Source organism: Paenibacillus sp. P36, assembly GCF_045866505.1.
GTDB classification, from domain to species: Bacteria; Bacillota; Bacilli; order Paenibacillales; family NBRC-103111; genus Paenibacillus_E; species Paenibacillus_E chondroitinus.
The window spans coordinates 1,216,457-1,228,071 of the sequence record NZ_AP038372.1 but is presented as its reverse complement, the minus strand read 5'-3'; the positions used below and the strand labels follow the sequence as shown (position 1 = coordinate 1,228,071).

Annotated in this window: 13 protein-coding genes and 1 rRNA gene; 2 read left to right on the top strand and 12 right to left on the bottom strand. The window is 46.4% G+C overall.

Annotation, left to right across the window (positions count from 1 at the left end; genetic code table 11):
• Positions 1–28: 28 nt before the first annotated feature.
• The 11 genes from ACKTT9_RS05595 to ACKTT9_RS05545 all read right to left on the bottom strand — a co-directional run bounded on the left by ACKTT9_RS05595 (position 29) and on the right by ACKTT9_RS05545 (position 9,411).
• Positions 29–1,093 carry a phosphate/phosphite/phosphonate ABC transporter substrate-binding protein gene (locus tag ACKTT9_RS05595; protein ID WP_407870823.1) on the bottom strand — a complete coding sequence of 355 codons (1,065 nt, stop codon included), beginning with the start codon at positions 1,091–1,093 and terminating at the stop codon, positions 29–31.
• A gap of 74 nt (positions 1,094–1,167) precedes the next feature.
• Positions 1,168–1,896, bottom strand: a complete 729-nt coding sequence (locus ACKTT9_RS05590) for a phosphonate C-P lyase system protein PhnL (protein WP_407870822.1) — start codon at positions 1,894–1,896, stop codon at positions 1,168–1,170.
• A gap of 14 nt (positions 1,897–1,910) precedes the next feature.
• Entirely contained in the window at positions 1,911–3,092 is a 1,182-nt protein-coding gene (gene phnM, locus ACKTT9_RS05585; protein ID WP_407872972.1) for a phosphonate metabolism protein PhnM, read from the bottom strand.
• A 27-nt stretch (positions 3,093–3,119) separates the two neighbouring features.
• Positions 3,120–3,965: an ATP-binding cassette domain-containing protein gene (locus ACKTT9_RS05580; protein WP_157322371.1), complete on the bottom strand. Its 846-nt coding sequence runs from the start codon at positions 3,963–3,965 to the stop codon at positions 3,120–3,122.
• A 30-nt stretch (positions 3,966–3,995) separates the two neighbouring features.
• Positions 3,996–4,829: an alpha-D-ribose 1-methylphosphonate 5-phosphate C-P-lyase PhnJ gene (locus ACKTT9_RS05575; RefSeq protein ID WP_157322373.1), complete on the bottom strand. Its 834-nt coding sequence runs from the start codon at positions 4,827–4,829 to the stop codon at positions 3,996–3,998.
• Between the two features lie 5 nt (positions 4,830–4,834).
• Positions 4,835–5,965, bottom strand: a complete 1,131-nt coding sequence (locus ACKTT9_RS05570; RefSeq protein ID WP_407870821.1) for a carbon-phosphorus lyase complex subunit PhnI — start codon at positions 5,963–5,965, stop codon at positions 4,835–4,837.
• Between the two features lie 3 nt (positions 5,966–5,968).
• Positions 5,969–6,562 (bottom strand): phosphonate C-P lyase system protein PhnH, encoded by a 594-nt coding sequence (gene phnH, locus ACKTT9_RS05565; RefSeq protein ID WP_407870820.1) that lies wholly within the window; start codon positions 6,560–6,562, stop codon positions 5,969–5,971.
• Positions 6,563–6,576: 14 nt separating this feature from the next.
• Positions 6,577–7,002, bottom strand: a complete 426-nt coding sequence (gene phnG / locus ACKTT9_RS05560; RefSeq protein WP_407870819.1) for a phosphonate C-P lyase system protein PhnG — start codon at positions 7,000–7,002, stop codon at positions 6,577–6,579.
• Between the two features lie 183 nt (positions 7,003–7,185).
• Entirely contained in the window at positions 7,186–7,887 is a 702-nt protein-coding gene (locus ACKTT9_RS05555; protein WP_407870818.1) for a GntR family transcriptional regulator, read from the bottom strand.
• 20 nt (positions 7,888–7,907) lie between these two features.
• Positions 7,908–8,540, bottom strand: coding sequence for a DapH/DapD/GlmU-related protein (locus ACKTT9_RS05550; RefSeq protein WP_407870817.1), 633 nt, complete (start codon positions 8,538–8,540; stop codon positions 7,908–7,910).
• A 1-nt stretch (position 8,541) separates the two neighbouring features.
• Positions 8,542–9,411 carry a PHP domain-containing protein gene (locus ACKTT9_RS05545; protein WP_407870816.1) on the bottom strand — a complete coding sequence of 290 codons (870 nt, stop codon included), beginning with the start codon at positions 9,409–9,411 and terminating at the stop codon, positions 8,542–8,544.
• Between the two features lie 515 nt (positions 9,412–9,926).
• On the opposite strand from ACKTT9_RS05545, the gene ACKTT9_RS05540 reads away from it, so the two are divergent.
• Together ACKTT9_RS05540 and ACKTT9_RS05535 are read left to right on the top strand one after the other, a co-directional pair.
• Positions 9,927–10,214: a transposase gene (locus ACKTT9_RS05540; RefSeq protein WP_407869323.1), complete on the top strand. Its 288-nt coding sequence runs from the start codon at positions 9,927–9,929 to the stop codon at positions 10,212–10,214.
• Entirely contained in the window at positions 10,211–11,083 is an 873-nt protein-coding gene (locus ACKTT9_RS05535) for an IS3 family transposase (protein WP_407872971.1), read from the top strand. The genes ACKTT9_RS05540 and ACKTT9_RS05535 overlap by 4 nt, the downstream gene beginning before the upstream one ends.
• A 367-nt stretch (positions 11,084–11,450) precedes the next feature.
• On the opposite strand, the gene rrf is transcribed toward ACKTT9_RS05535, so the two are convergent.
• Positions 11,451–11,567, bottom strand: a 5S ribosomal RNA gene (gene rrf, locus ACKTT9_RS05530).
• Positions 11,568–11,615 lie beyond the last annotated feature (48 nt).

Sequence of the window (11,615 nt, the reverse complement as noted above, 5' to 3'; positions counted from 1 at the left end):
TTAATCCATTAGTTGATTCGTGATAACATTAGTTATTGGACAGCATTCTAACCGGACCGAAAAAAGCATCATCTACAGGCAGGAATTTCTCTTTGCCTGATTTTTGTTTGAATACGCCGGCATCTTTGGAGTCTTTAGGCAAGAAGATTTTCGGGTTTTTCGTTATAGCGTCGGATGTTAGAGCATCCTTCAATTTTTTCACATCATCCGCGCTGACTGTGCTTGTGTTAATAGCAAGCGGGGAGTTCAATACAGGCGTAACGGAAATGAGACTAAACTCTTTACCCACTTGTGTGTTAAACGGTTCCGCTGCTCCTTGTTTCACTTTGTATACCGCTCCTGGCGTGTTGGCCGTTCCTGAGCTCACTTCTACATAGTTAGCCACGCAAGTATCACAGAAAGCAGCTACGTCAGCTTTACCTGTTAACAAATTGACTGCCGCTCCTTGATGAGTGCCTCCGAAAAGAACTTCACTGAAGAACTTGTCTTTGCCACCTTGAAGCAGATCATCAACCGTTAACTTCTTATACTGGTCTTGTTTGCTGAAATAGTTAACGATTCCGGCAGATGGCACTTTAAATCCGGATGTAGAAGAGTTCGATACGAAGGAGAACTTTTTGCCGGCGATTTTATCGATGGCAAATCCGTTGCCGTTTTTATAAGCAGCCTCATCACCTTTACGTACGCCTAACCAGCTATAATAAACAGCGTCTTCCAATGTGCCTGACTCACCGCTCGGAACAACCAGAGGCTGAACCTTGTTATTTTTTGCATTGGCTTCAACGTAACCTTGCGGCCCCATATACGCTAAATCCGCACCACCGCTAGCAATAGCTTCAATCGCGATGATGTAATCCGTCGTTGTCTTGTGCTCGACTTTTTTACCCGTTGCTGCTGCAACAGCTTTTCCTATTTCTTCACGTGCATCTTTCAACTCGGCACCGGATTCATTCGGATACCAAGCAATTGTGATGGTGTCTTTTGTTTTGACAGGCGCTGCTGCACCCTTGGAATCCCCTGCTGCTTTTGTACCGCAACCTGCTGCCACGGCAACTAAAGATAAAGAAATGATGAGTGTCAATATTTTTTTCATTTGAAAAAATCCTCCTATTATTCCTATTTTATCCTAGGTTACCGCACAATTGTTTTCAGAATATTCTGTCTAATTTAAGAGATTGTAAACTTGTCCTTCTTCTCTGCTGTGTAAAATCGGCCGTCCCTGATCTGATACTCCCGGTCACACAGATTGTCCATGAATTCCAGGTCATGAAAAATACCAAGCATCGTAGTGCCTTGCTTCATCAACTGCTCGATCAATTGTTTTACTTTCAATTTGGAGCCGTGATCAAGACTCGCCGTCGGCTCATCGAGCAGAAGCAATCTCGGGCGCTTCACCATCGCTCTCGCAATATTTAACCGCAGCTTCTCCCCTCCGGAAAAAGTGGCGGGATAGCTGTCCCACAGGCTGCGGTCGAGCTCGAAATGCTCCAGCATCTTGATCGTCTCCGCCTCCGCATACTGGGCATCATCACCCATCTCCACGATGGCATTGTGGACCAGCTCTCGAGCTGTCGTACGCGGCATGACGCTAAGAAATTGCGACACATAGCCAATTTCGTGTTTGCGCAGCTCGATGATCGTCCGTTCCGGAGCGGCAGCCAGATCAATGCGGCCGAACCTCTCCGAGTTGTACCAAATATGCCCCGCATGAGGCAGATAGGTACGGTAAATGCATTTCAGAACGGTGGATTTCCCACTTCCGCTTTTTCCGGTAATCCCTACGAATTCGCCTTCTTTCAGAAACAAGCTCACATCTTCAATCGCAGAGATTTGTTTGTTTAAATTATGCAGGGTAAAAGATTTGGACAACCGTTCTATCGACAGCAAATTTTCCATGCCATCACCTCCTGTTAGATCCTGTAGTTCGTTTTCTGAATCAGCTTTCCGTCTACCAAGACGGTGGTCACAACTGGAAAATCATCCGGCTCCAATCGCTCGATGATCAGCAGATCTGCCTTCTTTCCTTCCCGGACAGAGCCATATTCCGCGTCAATGTTAACCGCCTGGGCCGGATGAAGGGTAACGAGTTTGAACATTTCGACCAGGTTCTGCCTGTTCGGTCCTGCCAGTTGGAACACAGCGTGAAGCATCGCTGCCGGGTAATAGTCGCTGCATAGAATATCGATGCAGCCATCCTCAATAGCTTCAGCTGCAGATAAGTTGCCGCTATGCGAGCCGCCAAGAATGACATTGGGAGCGCCGGCTACGGTATGCAAACCTTTCTCTTTCGCTTTGCGGGCGATGTCGAGCGTGATTGGGAATTCGCTGATGGCTGTGCCAAAGCTCTTCACCAAATCCAATTTCTCTAGCGAATCATCATCGTGCGAGGCAATGGCGATGTTGTGCGCTCTGGCCATCTCGGCGATTTCGCGAATCGCGTCTACCGTCATTTTCTCTTTGGTCTGGTGGTTGGCGATCAACACGGCGATGTTCTCATCGGACAGCGTGTCGTAGCCGAGAACCGTCTTTTTGTACACTTCGAGATCTCTGTATTGCCCTTGTCCAGGCGTGTGATCCATGAAAGAGACCAAGTGGACCTTCTCTTCCTCAATGTAGCTCTTCAAGTTATCGATCTGATCCAGATTGTCGATCTCGAATCTGGCATGGAAGCGATGGCGAATCAAATGCTTGCTGTTGTGCGTGCTATCGATCAAGTCGATGAGCTTCCGTACATTTTCAGGCTCCCGAATAGGACGGTACTTATAATCAACGGATTTGAAAATGGACAACGAGTGGTACATTGTCGTAATGCCATGAGAAATCAACTCTTTCTCTGTTTCGCGCAAACCAATTTTAAAATCAATAAGTGAAGTTGGCCTAGGTGCCGTCATATGCTCAATGTAATCGGAGTGGATGTCGATCATCCCCGGAGTCACGTAACCTCCTCCTGCATCGATGACTTCTATGCCATTCCCTGCCTCAATTTCACCTTTGGGGGCAATTCTGGCGATTCGCCCGTCTTGGACCAATAGATCATAACCCTCCAAAAGCGCTTCTTCCGTAATAATGATGCCATTTGTTAGTAGATACATCATAAAGACCTCCACTCAAGGGATTCGTTATAACAGGGAATGAACCAACTGTTGTGTATAGGCATGTTGTGGATCTTCCAGAATTTGATCCGTCAAGCCCTGCTCAACGACACGGCCGTCCAGCATCACCATCGTCCGATCTGCCAGCATCCGGATTACGCCAAGATCATGCGACACTAGCAGCATGCTGATCTTCAGCTCTCTTTGCAGGTGCTTGATTAAATCCAACACATTGGCCTGTACGGACAAATCAAGACCGGTTGTCACTTCGTCCAGCAATAAAATCGGCGGGTTATTCGACAACGCTTTGGCAATTTGAACGCGCTGCTGCATACCGCCGGAGAAATTTTTCGGTGCTTCCTTCATCCGGTAAACCGGAATATGAACCTGCTCCAGCAGCTCGCTTCCCCGGGACTCCATCGCGCTGACTGAACGATTTCCTGCTGCAATCATTTTTTCCGCAATATTACCGATCGAGGAAAAGTTCATCCGCAAGCCCATAACCGGATTTTGATACACCTTGCCCATGAGATGATTGCGGATGTGTTTCTTTTGCTGGGATGATTCCTGAAAAAGGTTGCTCTCTCCATCTTTGTAAGGCTGAAGGAAAGCCTCTCCTCCGGACACTTCCTGATCGAAGTAAAGACATCTCATCAATGTCGATTTGCCGCTGCCGCTTTCGCCTACAATCCCAAGAACCTCGCCGGGGTATAGATCGAAAGTGATGTCCTGGCACGAATAGACGGTACCGCAAGCCCGACAATAATTTCTCTCCAACTGCCTGGTCTCCGGGTTGCTGCACGCTTCACAGCCTGAACCGAATTGTTTATTTAAATGATTAACACTCAAAATAGGGGTTGCAATTTCTCCCATCCTCATGTCACCTCTTCCTCTTTGGAGCGATTATGGATTCATTCGTTCTAAGCAATAACTTGTATCATTACATTGATAAAAGGTTTCATCTGTTTCGGCGTCATAGAGCTCATCCATAAAGACATCTTGAGCTCCGCATTGACGGCAGCTTTGACCTGGAAATGACTCCGGTTCGAAAGGAACATCATCAAACGCCAAGGAAACCACTTGCGTATATGGTGGAACGGCATAGATTTTTTTCTCGCGTCCTGCACCCAGTAAAATTAAAGCTTCCGAGTAGTTCATCTTCGGATTGTCGAACTTCGGAATCGGGCTTGGCGCCATGACATAGCGGTCATGCACCATCACCGGATGATCCGCACCTGTGGATACACTGCCGTATTTCATAATTTGCTCGAATAACATCAACCAAGCTCCGCTATAATCTTTTTCCCCGTGCAGGCGTTTGGTTTCCAATTCACTGGATTCGTACATCCGGAGCGGCTCCGGCATCGGAACTTGCAGCACGAGGATTTGCCCTGCATCCAGTGGGACTTCCGGAATACGGTGCCTGGATTGGATTAGCGTAGCATCCTGCGTTGCGTCTACCGTAGGAACACCCGTTGTTTTGTCAATCAACTTCTTGATGCTGACGGCATTCACCGATTCATCCGATCCTTGATCGATCACTTTCAGTACGTCGCTTTTCCCGATTAAGGACAACGTCAGCTGTAAACCCCCGGTTCCCCAACCACGTCCGATTGGCAGTTCACGGGAAGCGAAGGGGACCTGATAACCCGGAATCGCTATCGCTTTCAGCGTAGCCCGGCGGATCTCTCTCTTGGACCCTTCATCCAAAAACGCAAAGTTATATTGGATTCGCATCTGCCTTACACCTCCTGGCCTTTGCCCACTGGGGTTTTTCTCGTCTTACGAACATCGTTAAGCTTCGCTTGGAATGTAACATAGTGCGGCATTTTCAAGTGAGAAATGAAACCTGTTGATTCGACCGAATCAATATGGAAAAGGACAAACTCCTCGTTTTGCGTAGGGATCGACTTATCGCCTTTTTCGAGGCTTTTATCCAAAATGCTCATGGCAATGGCTTTCGTTTCATTTTGTCCGTAACAGAGACCGTATCCGAATTCAAGCTGCAGCTCTTTCCGGCCATTCTCTTTCTCAACCGTCGCTGGCACGAGCATTTCTACCTCAGTTACCTTAATATCACCGATAAAATAGGCATCATCCTCTTCACCGGACTTCGTGAGTGGGCTGTCAATATATACGGGAAGCTCTCCGACGCGCAGTTCTCCGACTGTAGGATGGACCATGCCATATCCACGAATGACTGCATAGGCCAGTGAAGTAACGGCTCCCGTCTGTCCTCTTGTCAAAACTTGCAGCTTCTCACTCCGTGTTGCAGGAAACGTGAGACTTGTCCGGGTCACATCATCCGGTTCGGTTGGATCAATTGGACATTCGGCAATAAGCCCTTCTTTCCTCAAGTAATCCAACACTTTGGGAAATCGCCCGTCATTCGTATCAGTCATCTCTTGAGCCGTGATTTGTTCCGCTTTGCGATATTCTTCCAACCATTGCGCCACAGTTTCTTCTGTCTCATCGACCAGGTCAAAGTCCAAAAGCCTATGGGAATAATCCATGGAAGCACCTAGAATTTGCCCGCCGGGAATATCCTTGAACGAAGCGGAAATTCGTCTTTCCACCCGCATCTCCTCCGAGTGCACAGTTCTGGAATAATGCTTCCGAGGCAGCGTAGAACGATAGGCACGAAGCAGGAAAACCGCTTCCTCCGGGTTACCTTCCGCCTGCTTGATCGCCAGAGCCGCAAGTTGTTCGCTGTACATGCTGCTTTCTGACATTACCTGATCAACAAGTCCTCTCATTCCGGCTTCAATCGCAGGCACATCCAGCACCTTGCCCTGCCGCAACCGTTCATATTGGATTCGTTGCAAAGATTGTTCAATTGCTCGCGTTCCACCTTTTACCGCTACATAACCCATCGTTTAGACTTCCTCCTTCATGACCTGAGTTGTCCTAGGCAATGCCAGCATACCGTGGGAAGCATCTGTAAAAATCAGATCCAGCCCAAGTGGAAACTCAACATTTCGTTCAGCACGAATGGCCATCCACTCTTCTGCTACCTGCATCTCCGCTTCAACGGTCGTCCGAATCCCTGGACCGCTCAAAAGCAGCTTCGTTCCACCGGATAAACCTTCCGTTTCAATAATGATCGTCGCTGAGTTGTGCGGGTCCTGAAGCTCTCCGATTTTGGCCGTTTTCAACGCTCGAAGCAATTCCGATGGCTCAGCATCGCTAAGGACGAAGATGAAATCCGCTTCCTCTAGCTCAACCTCTTTGGCATACGTAGATTGACTAAGCGCTTGAGCCATCTCCTTTTCCCGCTTAGACACGACCTTGAAAGTCACTTCCGTATCAAGCAACATTCGCGCTGCTATATACGTTGCAGGCAGATAACCTTGTAAGTGTTCCAGCTTCCCTGCTTCTTCCGAAAGGTCTGAAATTGTCCCCGGCCTTGACATCGAGTCAATCAACTTTCTATACGCGGTTTGGATGTCGTGCACCATATCCAGCATCATCGGTTAAACTCCTTTCAATCTGTGTCCATCGTTTCAAAATCTACCTTTGTTCGTAAAACACTCTTATGCTGCGCTTGTCGTCTTGCCGACAATTGTTCGCAATCTGATTCTAATAGAGCTGTCCAAGCCTCTGTCTCCTTCAAGCCGGCTCCATACGCCGCATCGATGACTGCCAGTTCGTACGCTTTCTTCGGCTCGTCACCTTTCAATAGGCCAATCCCCACTGTGCCTTCGACGCGCACCTTACACTCGGTTACCAGTACCTCGCCCAAGTAAAACAAGCTTTTTTGTGCAGTCTCCCTTACCTTCACCATCACAAGTCCATGATTCGGCTCTTCGATTAAAGCAACAGGATAGCGGCTTTCAATCTCATTAGCCAAAGCAGCAGCGAGCTGGGGCGAACCGTTAATCAGCATTTCCGTTCTTTGCTTCCGATTCATGTCTAATCCTCCTTCTTCCCTATGCAATGCAACTTCACATCATCCACAATGTGCAACCAACTTACTTCACACACAATAGAGCAAACCAACCTTACTTCACTCACAATATTGCAAACCAACCTCACATCACACACAATATCTTGTTGCCAGGTTAGCAGCTGTTAAGTTTGTGTAAAAGAATTTCTAAATAACATAAGTAAACAAATCCCCACGATACATCGTTTTACTGTATTCCAAAGTTCGGCCAGATTCGCTGTCCTTGCACTCGCATTCTAGGACCAGCAATGGAATCAGACTGGAACAAGCCAGCAGCTCCCTTTCATATTTGGAAGGATGCGTTAACCGAAGTGTTGACTCTGTAGATTGAAAGTTCTTGTAACCATGATTTTTGTAATAGCTAAACATTGAAGTAATATCCTTACCCGATCTTTCAATATCAGGGAAAACAGATTCAGCCACATAAGAAATATGCAGCGCAATCGGTCTACCGTCGATGATTCGAAGACGGCCAATCTTGTAGACACGATCCGTTTCCTCAACGCCAAGCGTCTCGTATATTTTGTGATTGAATTCAATCGACTCGCAAAAAATATTCCTCGACTCGTATTGATAACCGAGCTCAATCATTTTCTGGCTAAAGCTTTTATTGGCGGAAAGCACCAGGGGGATTCGCAGGTTTCTATCCTGCACGAAGCTTCCTTTTCCCTGTTTGGAGTAAATGTAGCCGAGCTCCTGAAGCCGTTCATAGGCTTTACGAGCCGTGATACGTGGAACCTTGAACCAATCTGCGATTTCATTCTCGGATGGCAGTTTATCGTCAGGCTCATACTTCCCCGATTGAATCATCTGGATGAGATGGTCCATGATATCCGTTTCTTCAAACATGCTTGCCGCCTCCCTCTCCGTTACGCGTATTTCTTGACGAAACTCGTGATATCGTTCAATTCATAGAATCTTTCTTGAATAAGTTCACGGGGCCAATCCCACCAAGCAATTTGAAACAATGCATCAATGATCTCCTGAGAAAATCTTTGCTTGATAGGTCTCGCAGGCACACCTACTACAACCGTATATGGAGCAACATCCTTGGTAACAATAGCTCCGGAACCGACAACAGCTCCTGTACCAATATGAACACCTTTCATAACCGTTGCTCCATGTCCGATCCAAACATCATGTCCGATCGTGACACGATTGCCTCTGCGCCAGTTAAAAATCTCCTCATCATTCGTCTCACTGAGTCCGTAAGAAGCTCCCCGGTACGTCATGTGATGCTGCGTCACCCGATCCATGGGGTGATCTACGGGATTGATACAAACATGTGAGGCAATGGACGTAAATTTGCCTACCTCGGCATAATTGATCGTCACATCATCCATCGTATAGGTATAGTCACCGATTCGGGACTCGATAATATGATTCGTTGGACCGATCGAAGTCCACTCTCCAGCAAAACTGTTCGTAATATGACTGCTTGCGTGAATCCTTGGCTCGGACGATAATGGAAGGCTGGCATGGGTTTGATGGATCGGCTTCATATCAAATCATCTCCTTGTTGGACAGTGCTTGTTTGCGTTCACGCAGCTCGTTTACTACATGCAAGCCGGGGGATTTACTTCCCAATTGCACGTCTTTTTCGCCATAAAATCCATGAAAATCAGAGCCACCGGTCATCACCAGATTAAACTGCAAGGCATACTCATGAGCTCTTCGCTCATCCTCTTGATTGTGCAGCGGATGCCACACCTCGATGCCTTGGAGACCTGCTTCCACCAGATCCGGAACCAATTCAAAGCTTCTATATTGCCCCGGATGTGCCAACACAGGTACTCCGCCTGCCTGTAAAATAACCCTAACGGCTTCACAAGCATCTACATATTCTGTCGGGATGTAGGCAATACCCGGCTGTTCGCCGCTTTGACCGCGAGAAAACAGCTTTTTATATAAATCGCCATAGATCGTTGTTGTATAACCCTGCTCTATCAAGGCATGCATAATATGCTGTTTGTAGATACCCGTTCCGCCTTCCGCATGCTTCATCACATCGTCCAAAGTAATTGAGTACCCTGCCTCGATCAGTCTATCAATCGCTGTAAGGCAGCCTTGGTGACGTCTTTCCAGCAGTGGACTGCATAACGTTTCAATCGCAGCGTTTCCGGGCTCAATGAAGTAACCTAGAATATGAACCCTTCTCTTTCTTGCAAAATCATAACCTGAGATTTCTATGCCAGGAATGATCTCTACGCCTCTCTCCTGCCCAGTATGAACCATTTGCTGAAGATCACGGGTTGTATCATGATTAGTGATCGCCAAATGACCGATACCTTCTTGAATAGCCAGATTCAATATTTCATCAAATGTGAAAGAACCATCTGATAGTCTTGTATGGCAATGCAATTCTACTTTCATAGAAACATCCTCCTTGAAAAACCATGTGGAAATCGTTGCTAATCTCGTGTATTTTCTTGTTTTTATTTTGTTCTATAAATCAATTCTAACTTGATGCCAAGTTCTTAGGGTCAATGCTGTGTAATCGCCAGGTTAAGAAATTGTAAGGAAATAAAAAAAGGACCTAGCGGGAGGCTAGATCCTAGATTAGTTCGGATATGGGAAGGACGAACACTATTGAAGGACTACGAATAATAGGAAGGACTACAACACTATTGAAGTACTCTTGTATGTGCCGTTGTCGTAAGGTACACATCAATTGCAGTAGACTGATGGAGTTGTGTTGAATGATCTATTCGATCGTTCGAAGAAGTTACACATACCTTGTGGGAATGTGACTATACACTCACTCAAGGGAACTGGAGTCCGCTATTCGGAGAAATACGAGTAGTTTGGTGCTAGTCTTTTCTTTAGACACACACTAAGGAACAACCTTTATAATAAATATAACAACAATAAAGGTTAGAGGTGTGGACATGGGAGATATTCGTGAAAGTTATGAGGAAGAGTTTAAACGCAAAACGATTGAACACATGGAGTCTAGCGGGAAGAGACCCATTGACATTGCACGCGAACTAAATATTCCTAAAAGTACCTTAAGCCGCTGGATCAAACAGTATGGTTCAGGTGCGGCAGTACCACAGAATCAAATATTTGTGGATCATGAACGACTAAAGAAATTGGAACAATTAAATCGCGAACTGCAAGAGGAAAATGAAATCTTAAAAAAGGCGATGCACTTCTTCACAAAGGACCCCCGCTGATTTATCCGTTTATTCGTAAACACCGCTTCCAGTACGGGGTCGAGAAGTTGTGCACTGTCATGCAAGTATCTAGAAGCGGATTTTACAAGTGGTTAGTGCGTACGCCGAGCCCTCGCGAAATCGAGAGAAAGAAGCGTAAAAAGCGTATACGGGATGTTTTCTTTCTCTCTAAAAAACGCTATGGCAGCCCCAGAATTACAGCTGTACTGAAGGCAGAAGGCATGAAGATATCCTCCAAAACAGTCGCTCGTCTAATGAAAGAAATGAAACTAAAATCTTGCATGGCGCGTAAGTACAAAGCTACAACGAATTCCAACCACTCTATGCCTGTGCATGAAAACACACTCAATCGTAAGTTTAAAGTCCTCGCACCTAACAAGGTCTGGGTGACGGATATCACCTACATTCGCACTCGCGAAGGCTGGTTGTATTTAGCTAGCGTTATGGACTTGTTCTCGCGTAAAATCGTAGGTTGGTCTACAGGAGCTCGGATGACGCAAGAGTTAGTCCTGGACGCCCTAGACATGGCTTACAAGCAGCAGAAGCCCGATCCAGGCTTGTTACATCACTCGGATCGTGGCTCGCAGTACGCCTGTTCAGAGTACCAAAAACGGCTAGCTAAATACAAAATGGTGGGGAGCATGAGCCGCAAGGGAAACTGCTATGATAATTCCTGTATTGAATCTTTTCACAGCACGCTGAAGAAAGAACTTGTGTATGTGACAACATTCAAAACCCGCGAGCAGGCCCAAAAAGAGCTCTATACTTACATTGAATTCGATTATAACCGTAGCCGAATCCACTCCACTTTGGGGAATAAGTCGCCCCACCAATTTGAGCAACTCTACTTTGAAAATCTTTTAGCGTAAATCTATGGTTGTTCCTTATTTTTTTGTCCGTTCTATTGACAGAAGACCAGTTTTTCTTTTGAGCGGAACTACAGGCTCTTATTTGTTCTCCTTGGTGTGTTTTTCAGCTGATATCGGCAAAATAGAGGACCGTAGTTCCCCTTGGCTATAAAAACATGCCTTTTCAGAGAGATAGCGGCCTGTAGTTCCTCAAAAGCTTAAAACATCTGCAGATTTGGCAAGTTAACTGCAAAAAGATCAGGTAATTATGCTGCAATGTTCTTGAGGTCGTTGATTTTGTTGTACTTTCTGCAGCTGAACAATGAGATAAACAAAAATATACAAAAAAGCCTTTCTGAGATTTCTCTCAAAAAGGCTTTTCTTCTGTGCTTGGCAACGTTCTACTCTCCCAGAACCCTGCGGTTCAAGTACCATCGACGCTGGAGGGCTTAACGGTCGTGTTCGAGATGGGAACGCGTGGGTCCCCTCCGCCATCATCACCAAACAGTCAAAGCGTGATTGCGCCTTGAAAACTAGATACGAAACTTACGTA

Excerpts from the sequence above, each read along its gene's own strand:
- ACKTT9_RS05570 (WP_407870821.1), bottom strand. The coding sequence starts at position 5,965 with ATGGGTTATGTAGCGGTAAAAGGTGGAACGCGAGCAATTGAACAATCT.
- ACKTT9_RS05545 (WP_407870816.1), bottom strand. The coding sequence starts at position 9,411 with ATGAAAGTAGAATTGCATTGCCATACAAGACTATCAGATGGTTCTTTC.
- ACKTT9_RS05555 (WP_407870818.1), bottom strand. The coding sequence starts at position 7,887 with ATGTTTGAAGAAACGGATATCATGGACCATCTCATCCAGATGATTCAA.
- phnM (WP_407872972.1), bottom strand. The coding sequence starts at position 3,092 with ATGTATCTACTAACAAATGGCATCATTATTACGGAAGAAGCGCTTTTG.
- ACKTT9_RS05590 (WP_407870822.1), bottom strand. The coding sequence starts at position 1,896 with ATGGAAAATTTGCTGTCGATAGAACGGTTGTCCAAATCTTTTACCCTG.
- phnH (WP_407870820.1), bottom strand. The coding sequence starts at position 6,562 with ATGATGCTGGATATGGTGCACGACATCCAAACCGCGTATAGAAAGTTG.
- ACKTT9_RS05575 (WP_157322373.1), bottom strand. The coding sequence starts at position 4,829 with ATGCGAATCCAATATAACTTTGCGTTTTTGGATGAAGGGTCCAAGAGA.
- ACKTT9_RS05580 (WP_157322371.1), bottom strand. The coding sequence starts at position 3,965 with ATGGGAGAAATTGCAACCCCTATTTTGAGTGTTAATCATTTAAATAAA.
- ACKTT9_RS05540 (WP_407869323.1), top strand. The coding sequence starts at position 9,927 with ATGGGAGATATTCGTGAAAGTTATGAGGAAGAGTTTAAACGCAAAACG.
- ACKTT9_RS05595 (WP_407870823.1), bottom strand. The coding sequence starts at position 1,093 with ATGAAAAAAATATTGACACTCATCATTTCTTTATCTTTAGTTGCCGTG.
- phnG (WP_407870819.1), bottom strand. The coding sequence starts at position 7,002 with ATGAATCGGAAGCAAAGAACGGAAATGCTGATTAACGGTTCGCCCCAG.
- ACKTT9_RS05550 (WP_407870817.1), bottom strand. The coding sequence starts at position 8,540 with ATGAAGCCGATCCATCAAACCCATGCCAGCCTTCCATTATCGTCCGAG.